Annotated in this window: 19 protein-coding genes; 6 read left to right on the top strand and 13 right to left on the bottom strand. The window is 58.0% G+C overall.

The genetic code is table 11. The annotated features are described in order from the left end of the window. Window positions 1-32: 32 nt before the first annotated feature. The 8 genes from mdcH to mdcA all read right to left on the bottom strand — a co-directional run bounded on the left by mdcH (window position 33) and on the right by mdcA (window position 7,079). Entirely contained in the window at window positions 33-929 is an 897-nt protein-coding gene (gene mdcH, locus ACOTX5_RS14285) for a malonate decarboxylase subunit epsilon (protein WP_017693877.1), read from the bottom strand. Continuing rightward, window positions 929-1,546, bottom strand: coding sequence for a malonate decarboxylase holo-ACP synthase (locus ACOTX5_RS14280; protein WP_045910890.1), 618 nt, complete (start codon window positions 1,544-1,546; stop codon window positions 929-931). The genes mdcH and ACOTX5_RS14280 overlap by 1 nt, the downstream gene beginning before the upstream one ends. Window positions 1,547-1,548: 2 nt before the next feature. Further along, the gene (locus ACOTX5_RS14275) at window positions 1,549-2,508 is read right to left on the bottom strand and encodes an AEC family transporter (protein ID WP_000222846.1); all 960 of its coding nucleotides are present in this window, start codon (window positions 2,506-2,508) and stop codon (window positions 1,549-1,551) included. A 123-nt stretch (window positions 2,509-2,631) separates the two neighbouring features. Next, on the bottom strand, window positions 2,632-3,432 hold the full coding sequence (gene mdcE, locus ACOTX5_RS14270; protein WP_040118327.1) for a biotin-independent malonate decarboxylase subunit gamma: 801 nt from the start codon (window positions 3,430-3,432) through the stop codon (window positions 2,632-2,634). Further along, window positions 3,432-4,265, bottom strand: a complete 834-nt coding sequence (locus tag ACOTX5_RS14265; RefSeq protein WP_032669055.1) for a biotin-independent malonate decarboxylase subunit beta — start codon at window positions 4,263-4,265, stop codon at window positions 3,432-3,434. Before ACOTX5_RS14265 ends, mdcE begins: the two co-directional genes overlap by 1 nt. Next, a complete protein-coding gene (mdcC, locus tag ACOTX5_RS14260; RefSeq protein ID WP_000411786.1) occupies window positions 4,258-4,557 on the bottom strand; it encodes a malonate decarboxylase acyl carrier protein in 300 nt (99 codons plus the stop codon). The genes ACOTX5_RS14265 and mdcC overlap by 8 nt, the downstream gene beginning before the upstream one ends. 9 nt (window positions 4,558-4,566) lie before the next feature. Beyond that, window positions 4,567-5,424, bottom strand: coding sequence for a triphosphoribosyl-dephospho-CoA synthase (locus ACOTX5_RS14255; RefSeq protein WP_017384166.1), 858 nt, complete (start codon window positions 5,422-5,424; stop codon window positions 4,567-4,569). Continuing rightward, window positions 5,424-7,079, bottom strand: coding sequence for a malonate decarboxylase subunit alpha (gene mdcA, locus ACOTX5_RS14250; protein ID WP_234101238.1), 1,656 nt, complete (start codon window positions 7,077-7,079; stop codon window positions 5,424-5,426). The genes ACOTX5_RS14255 and mdcA overlap by 1 nt, the downstream gene beginning before the upstream one ends. 228 nt (window positions 7,080-7,307) lie before the next feature. On the opposite strand from mdcA, the gene ACOTX5_RS14245 reads away from it, so the two are divergent. From ACOTX5_RS14245 to ACOTX5_RS14235, 3 genes are read left to right on the top strand one after another with little or no spacing between them, the layout of a single operon-like run. Further along, the gene (locus tag ACOTX5_RS14245; protein WP_017693875.1) at window positions 7,308-8,327 is read left to right on the top strand and encodes a hydrolase; all 1,020 of its coding nucleotides are present in this window, start codon (window positions 7,308-7,310) and stop codon (window positions 8,325-8,327) included. Next, window positions 8,327-8,545: a YheU family protein gene (locus ACOTX5_RS14240; protein ID WP_045910892.1), complete on the top strand. Its 219-nt coding sequence runs from the start codon at window positions 8,327-8,329 to the stop codon at window positions 8,543-8,545. Before ACOTX5_RS14245 ends, ACOTX5_RS14240 begins: the two co-directional genes overlap by 1 nt. A gap of 30 nt (window positions 8,546-8,575) precedes the next feature. Continuing rightward, the gene (locus ACOTX5_RS14235; protein ID WP_003861663.1) at window positions 8,576-9,445 is read left to right on the top strand and encodes a phosphoribulokinase; all 870 of its coding nucleotides are present in this window, start codon (window positions 8,576-8,578) and stop codon (window positions 9,443-9,445) included. A gap of 86 nt (window positions 9,446-9,531) precedes the next feature. On the opposite strand, the gene ACOTX5_RS14230 is transcribed toward ACOTX5_RS14235, so the two are convergent. Next, window positions 9,532-9,936, bottom strand: a complete 405-nt coding sequence (locus ACOTX5_RS14230; protein WP_015571423.1) for an OsmC family protein — start codon at window positions 9,934-9,936, stop codon at window positions 9,532-9,534. 310 nt (window positions 9,937-10,246) lie between these two features. On the opposite strand from ACOTX5_RS14230, the gene crp reads away from it, so the two are divergent. Both crp and ACOTX5_RS14220 read left to right on the top strand, forming a co-directional pair. Next, window positions 10,247-10,879: a cAMP-activated global transcriptional regulator CRP gene (gene crp, locus ACOTX5_RS14225; RefSeq protein WP_000242758.1), complete on the top strand. Its 633-nt coding sequence runs from the start codon at window positions 10,247-10,249 to the stop codon at window positions 10,877-10,879. Window positions 10,880-10,936: 57 nt separating this feature from the next. Next, the gene (locus ACOTX5_RS14220) at window positions 10,937-13,024 is read left to right on the top strand and encodes a YccS/YhfK family putative transporter (protein WP_006812214.1); all 2,088 of its coding nucleotides are present in this window, start codon (window positions 10,937-10,939) and stop codon (window positions 13,022-13,024) included. On the opposite strand, the gene argD is transcribed toward ACOTX5_RS14220, so the two are convergent. From argD to ppiA, 4 genes are all read right to left on the bottom strand, one after another. Further along, complete coding sequence (argD, locus tag ACOTX5_RS14215; RefSeq protein ID WP_023295528.1) at window positions 13,021-14,241, bottom strand: bifunctional acetylornithine/succinyldiaminopimelate transaminase; 1,221 nt, start codon at window positions 14,239-14,241, stop codon at window positions 13,021-13,023. The two genes, ACOTX5_RS14220 and argD, sit on opposite strands and share 4 nt — an antisense overlap. 87 nt (window positions 14,242-14,328) lie before the next feature. Then, a complete protein-coding gene (pabA, locus tag ACOTX5_RS14210; protein ID WP_017384162.1) occupies window positions 14,329-14,892 on the bottom strand; it encodes an aminodeoxychorismate synthase component 2 in 564 nt (187 codons plus the stop codon). A 30-nt stretch (window positions 14,893-14,922) separates the two neighbouring features. Beyond that, window positions 14,923-15,507: a putative adenosine monophosphate-protein transferase Fic gene (locus ACOTX5_RS14205; RefSeq protein WP_026080671.1), complete on the bottom strand. Its 585-nt coding sequence runs from the start codon at window positions 15,505-15,507 to the stop codon at window positions 14,923-14,925. A gap of 104 nt (window positions 15,508-15,611) precedes the next feature. Beyond that, on the bottom strand, window positions 15,612-16,184 hold the full coding sequence (gene ppiA, locus ACOTX5_RS14200) for a peptidylprolyl isomerase A (RefSeq protein ID WP_003861649.1): 573 nt from the start codon (window positions 16,182-16,184) through the stop codon (window positions 15,612-15,614). A 278-nt stretch (window positions 16,185-16,462) separates the two neighbouring features. Here ppiA and tsgA point away from each other — a divergent pair, with 278 nt between their 5' ends. After that, window positions 16,463-17,647, top strand: a complete 1,185-nt coding sequence (gene tsgA, locus ACOTX5_RS14195) for an MFS transporter TsgA (protein ID WP_045910893.1) — start codon at window positions 16,463-16,465, stop codon at window positions 17,645-17,647. The last annotated feature ends 30 nt before the right edge of the window (window positions 17,648-17,677 follow it).

The following is a 17,677-nucleotide window of genomic DNA, read 5'->3' as shown; positions in this document are numbered from 1 at the left end:
CCCGGTAAGTGTAGCGCCACCGGGCTAAAAACTCATGCACGAAGCCGACCCGCCAGATGCACCGCCACGTCCACCCCGCTGCGCTCCAGCGAAATGGATTCACCTTCCCACGCCGCCTGCCGCGTCAGACAGGTCAGGATGCCCCCTGGCGGCATCTCAATCGCCAGCCGCGCTTCACGCTCGTTAGCGGAAATCACCGCCTCCTGCCAGCGCACGGTTCGCGCCATATTCATCGCCAGATCGTCGGCAATTTTCTCCGGCTGCCAGAGCACGCGTCCGGTACTGCCGCTCAGGTACGCACAGCGCGGACGTGAAAGCGTGACCGAATTAAATGCTGCCACCAGCTTCTGCGCCGGTTCCGCCAGCAGTTCACAGTGCGACGGTACGCTCACCGCCAGCCGCTTAGCCTTGCTCGCGCCTTTTGCCAGGGCGCGCTCCGCCACCTGCGCCATGCCGTCATCGGCTCCGGCAATCACGATCTGCGTTTCGGCGTTCAGGTTAGCAATATAGGTTCCTGTCCCCTGAATCAGGTTTTCCACCTGCGGCAGGGTCAACCCCATAATTGCCGTCAGGCCGTAGCCGTGAGGATACGCCTGCTCCATCAGATCGCCGCGCAACGCCACCAGCTTCAGCGCGTCCGTAAAGTCCAGCGCGCCGGCGATAACCGCCGCAGGATAAGCGCCAATGGACAGCCCGCTGACGATATCCGGCGACACGCCGCGACGTTCCAGCTCGCGCGCCCACGCCACGCCGGCAATCAACAGCGAAAGCTGAACCGCACGGGTGTGGGTTAACGAGCATGCGCTGTCCAGGGTATCGACTTCCGCCCCCAGCACAGCACGGGCCTGCTCCAGCTCCGTTCCCGGCAGGTTTTGCAGCATACCTTCATGCTGTGTGCCCTGCCCCGGAAAGGTAAACAGTATTTTCATTACTCCTCCCTGTGCCATGGATCCGCCACCAGGCGCGGTCCACATTGCGTTTTTAGCAGCGTTTTGCCGTCGCGTAACCATTCCGCCAGCGCGAATCCGCCCTCGGGCGTGTCCACCTGCGTATCCGCCCGGCACAACGCACGGCTGAGCTGAGCCTGCCAGCCAGTAAACGCCTCAGGGGAAACGGCACGCGGGGCGCGGATGAGCAGATCGAGATCGCTGTCGGCGTGGATCACCGGAATGCCGGTCGCCAGCGCGTAACCCGTACTGCCGGTTATCCCCCACGTCCACGTCCACGACTGCTGCGCAAGCTGAAGCGCCACCTGAACCGGCGGCTGAGTGATAAACGGCGAACGCAGCAGGTCGGCGGCAACGCTCAAATCTTCGGGCGACACCACGCGCAACACGTTCTCAGGCTTCACCCATCCGCCCGCCCGCTGGTCGCGGCGCAATCCGCGCACGCCAACGGGAATACGGCCTTCATTATCAACATCACGCCGCACCACTACCGGTAGTCCGGTATGCCAGGCCGCGTCCACCCAGGATTCGGTAACCCCTTCCAGGGCGTCGCGCGCGGTAAGCCAGATGAGGTCGTGTGGGCGTAATGTTGTGGTCATGATTACATTCCTGAAGTCAGCGAGATAAACAGCGGCAGCGACAGGATACACAGTACGGAGCTCAACAGCAGCACGGCTTCAGCATCCGGCGACTGCACGCCAAAGCGGTTACCGAACACCACGCCAAAGAAGCCCGCGGACAGCGCAATCATCAGGATGGCGGTGATCGCCACGGAGCCGTGCAGACCGAAGATTAAAACGATACCCCAGGCGATCGCTGGCTGGATCAGCAGCTTGGCGATAGTGGAAGTGATCACCATGGTGTTGATCTGAAGTTTACGCGCGGAGAGGATCACCCCGGTCAGGAACAGCGCCGCAGCGGTCGCAGACAGTCCCAGCGGTTTAATCGCCGCCAGTACCAGCTCCGGCATTTTGATGCCGATAGCGGACAGGATCACACCCAGCAGCGGGCCCATCACGATCGGTTTTTTAATGGAACGCCACATCAGCACCGGCAGCATGGAAAGCGTTGAACCCGAGTTATTGCCTTCGGCGCGGGCTTTCTCACGCTCCAGAATCAGCAGGCAGAACGGGGTCATCAACACTGAACCACAGGCGATGGAGACCGCCACGGACAGTGAGGTTGAAGGGCCTTCGCCCAGCACGCTGCCCAGAATCGGCAGGCCAAGCGCCGCGTAGTTTGGCAGGGCGACGGTAAGCGTCAGCACGGCCGCATCCTGCGGGGATTTTTTAAACACTTTCGTCGCGAGGAAGTAGATGACCGCATAGGTGATCCACATCGCCAGGGTGAGCACCAGGATCAGCGGCGACTGCGCCACGATGCCGGTCCACGGGGTTTGCACGGTGGCGCTGAACAGCGCAGCCGGGAGTGCAAAATCCATCACGAAGATATTCAGCAGGGAAACATTTTTGTTATCGACCATCTTTGCCTTACCGGCCCAGAATCCCAGCAGCATGATGACGAAAATCGGTGCAAGAGCATGAACAATTACGTAAGTCATAAATCACCTGTAGTAAAAAAGTTTAAGCACTGGCGCGATGTTTATTATTTTCAGGATGCAGGTTCCCGCGTGGACGCAACGGGCGCGCCCACGGGGTGATGCATCTGGCAGGTCTCTTTTTACTTACCAGCTGGCTCGCATACGTTCACGTACGAGCGCCGAGCTGCGGCGGTTGTCAGCACCCAGACGGTTTTTCAACGTGGTGTCCTGACGAGCGTCGCTGATGGCCTGTTGCAGGGTGGTTTTCACCCGCGTCAGATCGCTTTCGGTAGGGGCATCCGGATTGCTGATATCCAGCAGGTCGGAAAGCAGCCCCAGCGTGGCGTAGTTGCTGATGTCATACGCCATTGGCGGAATGGTTGCAGCCAGTTTTTCCAGCGCCTCAACGGTACGCAGCGTAATGCGCGCCGCAGACTCTTTGCCCATGGCATGGATCAGCACGCCTTTATCGTTGAAGGCAATCAGACGGTTAGCCTGGTAGCCGTGCGCCAGAAACGCGCCGGACATGGCCTTACCGACGATAAGACCAATCACCGGATGACCCGCCAGCCGCGCATTAGCGTAGGCGGCAGCGGCGCCGGCCAGCGCCTGGTGGATACCAAACGCCTCTTCGCGACGGCCATAGGCCTGGCTTGGGACGTCGATTACCGCCACAATCGGGCGCTTCACGGCTTTATCTGCGTCGGCGGCGACGGTTTCGCTGACCACTTTTGCCAGCGTCCATCCTTCCAGCAGGCCGACTTCACCCTGCGCCGCGCGCGGGAAGTGGTTGTTGGCGTCCGGCACCACGGCGACAAAACGCACCGTTTCACCGTTTAGCTCGCCGTCTGCGGCCTGCACGGACGGGCATAACCCCTCCAGACGTTTCGCGTTCGGGGCCAGAGTTTCCAGCCAGAGTTCGCCACGGCTAATTGCGTTAGTCATCATTTCACCTCCCGGGCAAAAAGCGCTTTAATCTGTTCGGCATCGGCCTGTTTGCGGGTGTCGAAATTCGTCAGACGGTTCAGGTAATCGTCGTAGTTATCGGTGCGATGTTTCGCCGGTACGCCTTTGGCGATGGCGTCGTTCATCGCGGCTTTCACCGCGTTCACGCCGTCGCCCACCAGCGCGTCCACCAGCCCGCTTTCAAAGCGTACTTCGCCGCCGGTCATGCTCCAGATAAACGGACGGTCGCGGGAGTCATACTCTTCAATGCCCGCTTCCTGCTCGATAACCTGCGGACCGTTGAGGCCGAGCCGCGCTTCGCGGGTCACAATCAGGTAGCTGCACAGCGCCGCGGCGATAGACATCCCACCGAAGCAGCCCACGGTCCCGGCGACAATCCCGACGACCGGGGTATAGCGACGCAGGTCAACGATCGCGGCGTGGATATCGGCAATCGCCGCCAGGCCGAGGTTGGCTTCCTGCAAACGTACGCCGCCGGTTTCGAGGCACAGCACCGCCTGAGTCGGAATGCCGTTGCGGTTATCTTCCGCCGCCAGCTCCAGCGCTGCCGCCATTTTGGCGCCGGACACTTCGCCCATGCTGCCGCCCTGGAAGGTGCCTTCAATCGCCACCACCACCGCAGGCTGGCCGTTGATGGTCCCTTTCGCAACCACCATGCCGTCATCGGCCTGAGGAACAATCCCCTGTGGCCCAAGCCACGGAGAGATAATGCCTTCAAACGGATCCAGCAGTTCGCGGTAGCTGCCGTCGTCGAGCAGCGCCTGCGCACGCTGGCGCGCTTTTAATTCGATAAAGCTGCTGTCATCACGCATGGTTCACCCCTTCAAAAACCTGTTCGATACGAATGCGTGCCACGCCCGGCGTCGCGCCGAAGTCGTGGATGGTCAGCTTACCTGCGGGCAGGCTGCTGACGGTTTGCAGGCGGTTGAACAATGCCTCCCAGCGCCCGCGGCTGTTGTCGACGGAGGTGGTGATATCAATGGTTAAGGTCTGGCCCGGTTCGGCGGTGAAAAGCACCTCCATATCCCCGGAACCGACTACCCCTGCCAGCGCCCTGCCGCTTACTTCGCGGCTGGCGGGCACGGTCAATGTGATTTTTTCCATAACATCCTCTTAATGCTTTGAATAGGGCGTTTCGGCGCGGTCAAGAAACAGCGTGGCGGCAAGCAGGTCTGCGGCTCCGCCCGGCGAGGCGTTAAGCGCCAGCATCTGACGGTCTAACCGCGCCAGCGCCTGCTGCCCCGCGAGGGTTGCGCATCCTCCGGCGTTCAGCACCGCACGGGCGCCGTTCTGCATGGCGTCCAGCCCCTCCATGCCGGCGCGCGACAGCACGCAGGTGTCGGTGAGCGAGGTCATGATCGCCATCAGCGCGTCGAGTCTGGCCTGCGTTTCGCTGCTGCCGTTGAGACGGCTGAGGCGAAGCTGCGGCAGCGCGCGCTGCATGATGTGCGGAAACGCCTGCTGAGCCTCTTCACGCGCGCCCGGCACACGGTAGCGGTGCGTAACGCGTAACCCCTTGCTGAACACTTTCGGCGCCGCGTCATCCGGCAGCTTCGCCAGCTGAGCGGCGGTGTTCGCGACGGTTTGCGCCCGGGCATCGCCGCCCAGCATCGCCACCGCGCTCACCAGCAATCCCAGCGCCCAGATCGCGCCACGGTGCGTGTTCACGCCGTCGGTAGCGGCCATCATCTGCCGTTCACCTTCGCGACCCAGGCGGCCAACGGTTTGCCTGAGGGCAATATCCGCCGGACGCTGCCAGCTCTGCTGCGCCAGCGCCTGAAACGTGGGGGTCAGGCTGTGAGCGGAGCGCTCCATCAGCGCAAGCGATAAATCGTGGTGCGCGCCGTTCCCCCGGCTGTCCACCAGACCGGGCTTCGGGCTTAAACGTGCTTCGTCAATCAGACACTGCGTGGCGGTTCGCGCCAGCCATTCGGCACCGCCTTCAACCTGGATCTGGGGCAGAAGTTTCATTACCAGCTCCGGAATTTCGCAGGTGGGTTGTAAAGACCGCCGGACCATTCCACCAGGTCCGCGACGCTACCGGCCGCCAGCAGCGAACGGGTGGCATCGGTGCGGCGAATGCCCATATCTTCCGGATACACAACCTTGCCGCTCTGGCGCAGTTCCGCCACGCGTTTGGCGTCAACGCCCAGACCGATATCGGTGATACCCGCCACGGCGGCGACCATGGCGCGACGCTCTTCCAGATCTTTCGCCCGGTAGAGGTAAGCAATCCCCTCTTCCGTCAGCACGTGGGTGACGTCATCGCCGTAGATCATGACCGGCGCCAGCGGCATACCGGAGGCTTTCGCGACCTCAACGGCGTCGAGTTTTTCCACGAAGGTTGGCTTCACGCCCGCCTGGAAGGTTTCCACCATCTGCACAACCAGCTTTTTACCGCGCTGCATCGGGTCAGGCTCGGTGATCATGTTCAGCCAGGCCGGTGTGGCGTGGCGACGACCGTGCGGATCGTGGCCCATGTTTGGCGCGCCGCCGAAGCCGGAAAGACGGCCGCGAGTCACGGTTGAGGAGTTAGCGTAACCGTCGACCTGTAGCGTGGAGCCGATAAACATATCGACCGCGTACTGACCTGCCAGCTGACAGAAGGCGCGGTTAGAGCGCATGGAGCCGTCGGCACCGGTAAAGAACACGTCAGGACGGGCGCGGATGTACTCTTCCATTCCCAGCTCGCCGCCGAAGCAGTGGACGCTCTCCACCCAGCCGCTTTCGATGGCCGGGATCAGCGTTGGATGCGGGTTCAGGGTCGAGTGTTTACAGATTTTGCCTTTGAGTCCGAGCTGTTCGCCGTAGGTTGGCAGCAGCAGCTCGATCGCTGCGGTGTTAAAGCCAATCCCGTGGTTCAGGGACTGCACCTGGTGTTCAGCGTAGATGCCTTTAATCGCCATCATCGCCATCAGGATATGTTCCTGTTTGATCAGGCGCGGGTCACGGGTGAAGAGCGGTTCGATAAAGAACGGCTTATCGGCAACCACCACAAAATCAATCCACGAGCCCGGAATATCCACACGCGGCAGGTCGCACTCGTCGTCCACCAGCTCGTTCACCTGCGCGATGACGATGCCGTCATGGAACGCGGCGGCTTCCACCAGCGCCGGAGTATCTTCGGTACTCGCCCCGGTATAGAGGTTGCCTTTGCGGTCCGCTTTAAAACCGGCAATCAGCGCCACGTTTGGCGATAGGTCGACGTATAAACGTGAGTAGAGTTCGATGTAGGTGTGAATCGCCCCGATTTCGAGCTGACCATCCTCCAGCAGTTGGGAGATTCGCAGGCTTTGCGTACCGGAGAAGGAGAAGTCCAGCTTGCGGGCGATGCCTTTCTCAAAGATGTCCAGATGTTCGCTGCGGCCCACGCTCGGCATGATCATATGCAGATCGTGCACGATTTGCGGGTTCACTTCCGCCAGTGAACGGGAAAGGAAATCCGCCTGCTTCTGGTTGTTGCCTTCCAGAACGACTTTGTCGCCTGGTGCGATCAGTTTTTCCAGCATGGCGACAAGATCGCCGGTTGGCAGTACCTTGCCCTGCACCGGTACGGACGCCAGACGACGCGCTTTCTCACTGCGTCGGGTGTTCCATGGCCGGGTGGGTGTTTGCCCAGATAACATTATTAACCTCCTGATTCAGCACATCATTCTGATTTGCTTAACGTTGAGTAAAGTGTGCGCTCTGGTGAGAAAGGCATCAATTAAGCGTAGAGCCAAATCATTAGCCTGAGAGTAATAATCAAGGTAAATATTTGTGATCGGGATCAGTTCATGTTTCGGAAAAACGGGCTAAACGGGGTACAATTCGGAAGGTATAGTTAATTTCTGACAAGAATCAGCATCGCCCTTATGACCCAAATCATTCCCTCAGACTTCGACATTGCAGCCGAAGAGAGCGCAGAGTTCGTGCCCATGCGCGGTGTGGCTAACCCTCACCTGCAAACCATGCTGCCGCGCCTGATCCGCCGCAAGGTACAGTTCACCCCGCACTGGCAACGCCTGGATTTGCCGGATGGCGACTTTTTGGATCTCGCCTGGAGCGAAGATCCGGATCGGGCCAGACATAAACCCCGTCTGGTGGTGTTTCACGGTCTGGAAGGCAGCCTGCACAGCCCTTACGCACACGGTCTCATTGAGGCGGCGAAAGCCCGCGGCTGGCTTGGGGTGGTGATGCATTTTCGCGGATGCAGCGGCGAGCCTAATCGTCAGAAACGTATTTATCACTCGGGTGAAACCGAGGACGGTACCTGGTTCCTGCGCTGGCTAAGAGACAATTTCGGCGAGGCGCCAACGGCAGCGGTGGGGTATTCGCTGGGCGGCAATATGCTGGCCTGCCTGCTGGCGAAGGAGAGCGACGCCGTACCGCTGGATGCGGCGGTGATCGTCTCTGCGCCCTTTATGCTGGAGCAGTGCAGCTATCATATGGAAAAGGGGTTTTCGCGAGTGTACCAGCGCTACCTGCTCAACCTGCTGAAAGCCAACGCCGCGCGCAAGCTGAAGGCCTATCCGGATACGCTGCCTGTGACGCTGCAACAGCTCAAACGCGTGAAGCGCCTGCGCGAGTTTGATGATTTGATCACCTCGAAAATTCACGGCTTTGCCGATGCGATTGACTATTACCGTCAGTGCAGCGCCATGCCTTTACTGAACCAAATCACGAAACCTACGCTGATTATCCACGCCAAAGATGATCCGTTTATGGATCACCACTCGATTCCGGCGCCCGATCATCTGCCGGCCAACGTGGAGTATCAGCTCACCCAATTCGGGGGACACGTCGGCTTTGTCGGCGGCACGCTGCGTCGGCCAAAAATGTGGCTTGAGACGCGTATTCCCGACTGGTTAACGGCTTATCTGGACGGTAAATAATGATTATTCCCTGGCAGGCTCTCTCTCCCGACACGCTCGATAATCTGATTGAAAGCTTTGTCTTGCGCGAAGGCACCGATTATGGTGAACATGAACGTTCGCTTGAACAAAAGGTCAACGATGTTAAGCGCCAGCTTAAAAGCGGCGACGTGGTGCTGGTATGGTCCGAACTGCATGAGACGGTCAATATCATGCCCCGCAACGCGTTTCACGGCTGATCTTTACACTTTTCCAGTCAGGGAGTTGCTATGTCTGCCAGACATCCGGTTATTGCCGTTACGGGTTCGAGTGGGGCGGGAACCACTACCACCAGCCTCGCCTTCCGCAAGATCTTCGCCCAGCTTAACTTACGGGCGGCAGAGGTAGAAGGCGACAGCTTTCACCGCTACACGCGCCCGGAGATGGATATGGCCATCCGCAAGGCGCGCGATCTGGGTAAACACATCAGCTACTTCGGCCCGGAGGCGAATGACTTCGGCCTGCTGGAGCAAACCTTCCGTGAATACGGGCAAAGCGGTACCGGGCAGTCCCGCAAGTATCTCCACACCTACGATGAAGCCGTGCCCTGGAACCAGGTCCCCGGCACGTTCACGCCCTGGCAGCCGCTGCCGGAACCGACTGACGTGCTGTTTTACGAAGGATTGCACGGCGGCGTGGTGACGCCTCAGCACGACGTGGCGCGCCACGTGGATTTGCTGGTGGGGGTGGTGCCGATTGTTAACCTTGAGTGGATCCAGAAGCTGACGCGTGACATGAGCGAGCGCGGCCATTCGCGAGAGGCGGTCATGGACTCGGTGGTGCGCTCCATGGAAGATTACATCAACTTCCTGACGCCGCAGTTCTCCCGAACCCACATTAACTTCCAGCGCGTCCCCACCGTGGACACCTCCAACCCGTTCGCTGCAAAAAGCATCCCGTCGCTGGACGAGAGCTTTGTGGTGATCCACTTCCGCAACCTGGAAGGCATTGATTACCCCTGGCTGCTGGCGATGCTACAGGGTTCGTTTATTTCGCACATGAATACGTTAGTGGTGCCGGGCGGAAAAATGGGGCTGGCAATGGAGCTGATCATGACACCGCTGGTGCAGCGGCTGATGGAAGGAAAGCAGATCGCGTGACGCCTGTTGCCGGATGGCGCTTCGCTTATCCGGCCTACGGGCGTGCTTTTGTAGGGCGGGTCAGCGCAGCGCCACCCGCCAAAAAATTAAGCCGCGATCACTTCATACGAATGGGTGATTTTTACCGCTTTCTCCAGCATTAACGCCACAGAGCAGTATTTCTCCGCAGACAGGTCAACCGCACGCGAGACCGCCGCATCCTTCAGTTCTTTGCCGGTGACGATAAAGTGCAGATTAATATGCGTGAACAGGCGTGGCGCCTCTTCGCGACGTTCTGACGTCAGCTTCACTTCACAATCGGTCACGTCATGACGGCCTTTTTGCAGGATCGACACCACGTCGATCGCGCTGCATCCCCCCGCCGCCATCAGCACCATTTCCATTGGGCTTGGCGCTTTATCGCCGGAGTTGCCATCCATCAAAACCTGGTGCCCGGAAGCAGACTCGCCCAGGAACGTTAACCCTTCAACCCATTTCACACGCGCTTGCATATTCACTCACTCCAACGTTGCATTTTTTATGACAGATTACGTGTACGTTACAATTCTCGCAACGGAAGGCGACCTGCGTCATGCTGAAGCGAGACACCAGGAGACACGCGGCGAAAGCTATGCTAAAACACTCTGGATGCTACAGTAATACATTGACGTTACACATGTATGCAGAGGACATCAAACTTTACTGGCTGCGAAACGTTACGACAGCCGACTTCCCAGGTATGGGTAAGAATTCGATTGCAACCCCAGAGTCCGGATGCATCTTATGACTCTGGTGACAGCTTATAACAGAGGATAACAGCGCATGGTGCTTGGCAAACCGCAAACAGACCCGACTCTCGAATGGTTCTTGTCTCATTGCCACATTCATAAGTACCCATCAAAGAGCACGCTGATTCACCAGGGTGAAAAAGCGGAAACGTTGTATTACATCGTTAAAGGCTCGGTGGCCGTGCTGATCAAAGATGAAGAAGGGAAAGAGATGATCCTTTCTTATCTGAACCAGGGCGATTTTATCGGTGAACTGGGCCTGTTTGAAGAAGGCCAGGAACGTAGCGCCTGGGTTCGTGCAAAAACAGCATGTGAAGTGGCTGAAATTTCTTACAAGAAATTCCGTCAGCTGATTCAGGTCAACCCTGACATCCTGATGCGTCTTTCTTCCCAGATGGCACGCCGTCTGCAAGTGACCTCTGAGAAGGTGGGTAACCTCGCCTTCCTGGACGTGACCGGTCGTATCGCGCAGACGCTGTTGAACCTGGCGAAACAGCCAGACGCCATGACCCACCCTGACGGTATGCAAATTAAAATTACCCGCCAGGAAATCGGTCAGATCGTCGGCTGCTCCCGTGAAACAGTGGGCCGTATCCTGAAGATGCTGGAAGACCAGAACCTGATCTCTGCCCACGGTAAAACTATCGTGGTCTACGGAACCCGTTAATTTCGGTCAAACGGCGTGCCGCCGCAGGGTGGCACGCCGTTTTTGTCTCTACTCCTCATGTGGCGCAGGCTGATCTATCACCCGGAAGTTAACTACGCACTGCGACAAACGCTGGTGCTGTGTCTTCCCGTGGCCGTGGGCCTGATCCTCGGACATCTTCAGCAAGGCCTGCTGTTTTCTCTTGTGCCCGCCTGCTGCAACATTGCCGGTCTGGATACGCCGCATAAACGCTTTTTTAAACGTCTGATTATTGGCGGCTGCCTGTTTGCCGGCTGTAGCCTTGCCGTACAACTCTTACTGGCCCGCGACATTCCTCTGCCGCTGATCCTGACCGTGCTGGCGATGACGCTCGGCGTCACCGCCGAAATCAGCTCGCTGCACGCCCGCCTGCTTCCCGCGTCGCTGATTGCCGCCATCTTCACCTTAAGCCTTGCGGGCAATATGCCGGTGTGGGAGCCATTGCTGATTTACGCCCTCGGCACGCTATGGTACGGGCTGTTTAACTGGTTCTGGTTCTGGCTGTGGCGGGAACAGCCGCTGCGCGAATCCCTGAGCCTGCTCTACGTGCAGCTTGCTGAATACTGCGAAGCAAAATACACCCTGCTCACTCAACATACCGACCCGGAAAAATCCCTGCCGCCGCTGCTGGCGCGCCAGCAAAAAGTGGTGGATCTGATCAGCCAGTGCTATCAGCAGTTGCACATGCTTGCCGCCAACAAAAATCATGAATACAAGCGGCTGCTGCGAACCTTCCAGGTCGGGCTGGATTTGCAGGAGCATATCTCCGTCAGCCTTCATAATCCGGAAGAGGTGCAAAAGCTGGTGGAGCGCAGCCATGCGGAAGCGGTGATCCGCTGGAACGCGCAGACCGTCGCGGCCCGCCTGCGGGTGCTGGCTGACGATATCCTCTATCACCGCTACCCGACGCGCTTTAACATGGACAAACAGCTCGGCGCGCTGGAAAAGATTGCGCGTCAGCACGCGGATAACCCGGTCGGGCAATTTGCTGCCTGGCATTTCAGCCGCATCGCCCGGGTGTTACGCACCCAGCGCCCGCTTTATGCCCGGGACCTGATGGCCGATAAGCAAAAACGGCTGCCGCTGCTGCCCGCGCTCAAAAGCTATCTATCACTGAAATCTTCCGCCCTGCGCAATGCCGCGCGGATCAGTGTGATGCTGAGCATCGCCAGCCTGATGGGAATGGCCCTGCACCTGCCGAAACCCTACTGGATCTTAATGACCGTGCTGTTTGTCACCCAGAACGGCTATGGCGCCACGCGGGTGCGCATTCTGCATCGGGCGGGCGGTACGATGGCGGGGCTGATTATCGCGGGCGTGACGCTGCACTTTCACGTGCCGGAAGGCTATACCCTGGCCGGTATGCTGGCAATCACGCTGGTGAGCTACCTGATCATCCGCAAAAACTACGGCTGGGCGATGGTGGGCTTTACGGTCACGGCGGTGTATACCCTGCAACTGCTCACGCTTAACGGGGAACAGTTTATTATTGCCCGGCTGGTCGATACGCTAATTGGCTGCCTGATCGCCTTTGGCGGCATGGTCTGGCTGTGGCCGCAGTGGCAGAGCGGGTTGCTGAGGCAGAACGCCCACGACGCGCTCGAAGCTGACCAGCAGGCCATTCGTCTTATTCTGAGCGATGACCCGCAGCCCTCTCCGCTGGCCTACGAGCGCATGAAGGTCAACCAGGCGCATAACGCCCTGTTCAACTCTCTTAACCAGGCCATGCAGGAGCCGGGCTTTAACGCGCACTATCTGGCTGACATGAAGCTGTGGGTCACGCACAGCCAGTTTATCGTCGAGCACATCAATGCCATGACGACGCTGGCGCGGGAGCACACGATGCTGACGCCGGATCTGGCGCAGCGCTATTTGCAGTCGTGTGAAATTGCGTTGCAGCGCTGTCAGCAGCGTCTGGAGTATGACGCGCCGGGCGAGTCAGGGGATTCGAACATTCTGGAAGCGCCGGAGACGCTGACCCACGGGCCGATGAGCACCCTTGAGCAGCATTTACAGCGCGTTCTCGGGCACCTGAACACCATGCACACCATTTCGTCGGTGGCATGGCGTCAGCGCCCGCATCACGGGATTTGGTTAACGCGCCGGTTAAAACGAACCGCGTATTAGCCGCTGACGATCTTCGCGACCGCCGCGGCAAAACGGGTTAATCCGTCTTCGATGTCTTTGTCTTCCACCACCAGCGATGGCGCAAAGCGCATCACGTCCGGCCCGGCGTTGAGCACCATGACGCCTTCGTGCGCGGCGGCGTGCAGGAAATCGCGCGCGCGGCCTTTGTACTGCGGCTTCAGTTCGGCGCCGATCAGCAGCCCCATCCCGCGGATGTCGCTGAAGACATCAAACTGTTGGTCAATCTGCTGGAGATGTTTCACAAACAGGTCGCGTTTCGCATTCACGCCATTCAGGACGTCCGGCGTATTAATGATGTCGAACGCCGCACCCGCCACGGCGCACGCCAGCGGATTACCGCCGTAGGTGGAGCCGTGTGAGCCCACATGAAATGCGGAAGCGATATCCTGGGTGGTGAGCACCGCACTGACCGGGAAACCGCCGCCGAGCGCTTTCGCGCTGGTCAGAATATCCGGCGTTACGCCGTAGTGCATATAAGCAAACAGGTCTCCGGTACGCCCCATCCCACACTGCACTTCATCAAACACCAGCAGCGCCTGGTGCTCGTCGCACAGCTCGCGCAGCCCTTGCAGAAATTCCGGGGTGGCCGCCGTGACGCCGCCTTCCCCCTGAATGGGCTCGACCACCACGGCACAGGTGTGATCGTCCATCACCGCTTTAACGGCGTGGAGATCGTTAAACGGCACGTGGATGATATCCGCAGGTTTCGGACCAAAGCCGTCGGAATACTTCGGCTGGCCGCCAACGGAAACGGTAAAGAAGGAGCGACCGTGGAAGGCGTTATGGAAGGCGATGATTTTGGTTTTGTACGGGCTATGACGCGTGGTTGCGTAGTAGCGCGCCAGCTTAAAGGCGGTTTCGTTGGCTTCGGTGCCGGAGTTCATAAACAGCACGCGTTCGGCGAAGGTGGCATCGATGATCTTACGCCCCAGACGCAGCGCCGGTTCGTTGGTGAATACGTTGCTGGTGTGCCACAGCGTTTCGCCCTGCGTTTTCAGCGCGTCCACCAGCGCAGGATGGCAATGGCCCAGCGCCGTCACCGCAATACCGCCTGCGAAATCAACATACTCGTTGCCCTGCTGATCCCAGACGCGGCTGCCTCTGCCTTTTACCGGGATAAACTCAGCCGGTGCATAAATCGGCAGGATCACTTCATCGAATGTCGCGCGAGTAATTGCTGGTTGTTCAGTTGCCATGTCATGACCATCCATTTTTATGTCACATTGATTGTGAAAATATAATCACAAAATATGCATAAAAAATCACAACAAGGCAACAGATATTCAGCGATTAAGGAAATTGGCCAGCAGCGCGTGCCCCTGTTCGCTGAGAATGCTTTCCGGGTGGAATTGCACCCCTTCCAGATCGTACTCACGGTGACGAATGCCCATGATCTCCTGCGTCTCGCTCCAGGCGGTGACCTCAAAGCAGGCCGGCAGGGTCGGCGGATCAATGATCAGAGAATGGTAGCGCGTCACGGTTAACGGATTGTTTAGCCCCAGGAATACGCCGGTACCGGTGTGCGTGACCGGAGAGGTTTTGCCGTGCATGACTTTCGCGGCACGGACAATGGTGGCGCCAAAGACCTGCGCAATGGCCTGATGACCCAGGCAGACGCCCAGAATCGGCAGTTTGCCCGCATAGTGGCGGATCGCCTCCAGCGAGATACCAGACTCCGAAGGGGTACACGGCCCCGGCGAAATCACGATTTTCTGGGGTGCCAGCGCGTCAATGTCAGCCAGCGCGATCTCATCGTTACGGCGGACAACCACCTCTGCCCCCAGCTCACAAAAGTACTGGTAAAGGTTCCAGGTAAAGGAATCGTAGTTATCAATCAGCAGAATCATGGCGGCTCCTGAAAAAATGGCCGCCCTATTTTACGCAGATTCCCGCGCTTCGCTCACAACTTTGGCAAAGATGGCGTTCAGGGCGGTCAAATCCCCCATTGCCCCGCTCTGATTGGCGGCTGCCCAGTCGTTCGGGTCGATCCCCTGCCAGTTCAGCACATAGCCCGCATGAATAGCCAGTTGTTCAAAGAAGATCCGCTGGGCCACGCCATTACCGCTCATAAACGGATGTAGCATGTTGATTTCACAGTAGTAATGACTGATTCTGTCTGTAAACTCTTCTTTCTGAAGGCCCACCAGATATTTATCACTTTCCAGCGAAGCCATCAGCTCATTACCCACTTTCTCGATGTACTCGAAATGGCAAAAAGGAATGTCGCCCTTAGAAATATCGGCGGTGCGCAGCTCGCCCGCGCCTTTCATTTCGTTGCGGAATAAATGGCGGTGAATAAGACACAGATGGGGTAAACCCGGAGCGGAAGGCCCCAGTTCCAGCGTCTCGATATCGGGTTCAGCGGGACCCTTGCCTTTTTCAAGGAGGCAGCTGGCCTGAAAATTGACCTTACGTTGTTGCTCCCAGAGACGGGATTTTTGCTTGTCGGTGAGTTTTTTCACTACGCCTCCCTGAATAGTCCGTTTGTCACAAGTATAAGCAGCAAAACGCGCTTTCGCAGGGAGGGTGGAAAGACACGGGCAAGATGTGCCCGTGTAAGGGAACGTTACGGCAGCACTTTCGCGGAGAGAATGACGACAGGCTTAGTCGGCACATTCTGGTATGGACCGACATCGTGAGTCTGAACCTGAGAGATCTTATCCGCAACGTCCATGCCTTTCACCACTTTGCCAAACACCGCGTAGCCAAAGTCGCGCTGACCGTGGTCCAGGAAGGCGTTATCAGCCACGTTGAGGAAGAACTGGCTGGTGGCGCTGTCTTTGTCCGCCGTACGCGCCATGGAGATGGTGCCGCGCTTGTTCAGCAGGCCGTTGTCTGCTTCATTTTTGATGGGCGGGTTGGGCTGTTTCTGCTGCATCTGCTCGTTAAAACCGCCACCCTGAATCATAAAGCCCGGGATCACGCGGTGGAACGTGGTGTTGTTATAAAAACCACTGTTCACGTAGTCGAGGAAGTTTTTCACCGAAACAGGGGCTTTCTGGCTATCCAGCTCCAGCTCAATATTCCCCGCAGAGGTAGTCAGCAGGACGTGAGGGTCTCCTTTGGCTGCCAGCGCAGCAGGGGAAACGGCAGAAAGAGCAAACACAGCTGCGACAGCCGCCAGTGTTGATTTGAGCATGAGAATTCCTTAACAAAGCGCAGTATAAAAAGCGAATGGCTTGATTCTAAAGAGCAGTATGAACCCAGACCAGTCTTTTACCTAATTTTACCAAATTGAAACAATTATTACCGCGCAAACGATTGTTCACCCCGCAACGTAATGTGATCTGCATCACGTTAAATCCTGCAATTGTGCTCAAAATTTTCTGAAAAGATTTAATTAGATCACTTTCGCGACTAAAATCTGCCCGGTCAAACGCAGTCATTGCGTTTTTCTTTACTTTTAACAGGCCAGACATGACTAACAGCAATCGCATCAAGCTCACATGGATCAGCTTCTTCTCTTACGCCCTGACCGGCGCGTTGGTGATCGTCACCGGGATGGTGATGGGAAATATCGCAGACTACTTCCAGTTGCCCGTTTCCAGCATGAGTAACACATTCACCTTCCTGAACGCGGGGATCCTGATCTCTATTTTCCTTAATGCCTGGCTGATGGAAATCGTGCCGCTGAAAACGCAGCTGCGTTTCGGCTTCGTGCTGATGGTTGCCGCCGTGGCGGGCCTGATGCTGAGCCACAGCATCGCCCTCTTCTCTGCCGCCATGTTCGTGCTGGGTCTGGTGAGCGGGATCACCATGTCGATCGGTACGTTCCTGATTACGCATATGTATGAAGGCCGCCAGCGCGGCGCGCGTCTGCTGTTCACCGACTCCTTCTTCAGCATGGCCGGGATGATTTTCCCGATGGTCGCCGCATATCTTCTGGCGCGCAGCATTGAGTGGTACTGGGTGTACGCCTGCATTGGTCTGGTTTATGTCGCGATCTTTGTTCTCACCTTCGGCTGCGAGTTCCCGGTGCTGGGCAAAAAAGCGCAGACTACGTCCGAGCCGGTTGCGAAAGAAAAATGGGGTATCGGCGTACTGTTCCTCTCCATCGCCGCGCTGTGTTATATCCTCGGCCAGCTGGGCTTTATCTCCTGGGTTCCTGAATACGCGAAAGGTCTGGGCATGAGCCTGAGCGATGCGGGTAAACTGGTGAGCGATTTCTGGATGTCTTACATGTTCGGCATGTGGGCGTTTAGCTTTATCCTGCGCTTCTTCGACCTGCAACGGATCCTGACCGTTCTGGCGGGTCTGGCGACCGTGCTGATGTATCTGTTCATCAACGGTTCCCCGGAGCATATGCCGTGGTTCATCCTGACCCTGGGCTTCTTCTCCAGTGCGATTTACACCTCGATCATCACCCTTGGCTCTCTTCAGACCAAAGTGGCCTCGCCAAAGCTGGTGAACTTCGTGCTGACCTGCGGCACCATCGGCACCATGCTGACCTTCGTGGTCACGGGCCCGATTGTTGCGCACAGCGGCCCGCTGGCGGCGCTGCATACCGCTAACGGTCTGTACGCCGTGGTGTTCATCATGTGCTTCGTGCTGGGCTTTGTGACCCGTCACCGTCAACACAACCCGGCAACAGCTACCCACTAATCGCCGTAACCCCTTTGCGTACTGCAAAGG

The sequence above is a fragment of the Enterobacter cloacae complex sp. IR5441 genome (assembly GCF_049238215.1).
GTDB classification, from domain to species: Bacteria; Pseudomonadota; Gammaproteobacteria; order Enterobacterales; family Enterobacteriaceae; genus Enterobacter; species Enterobacter hormaechei_C.
The sequence above is the reverse complement of the archived record's forward strand: the minus strand, read 5'-3'. Positions and strand labels throughout refer to the sequence as shown.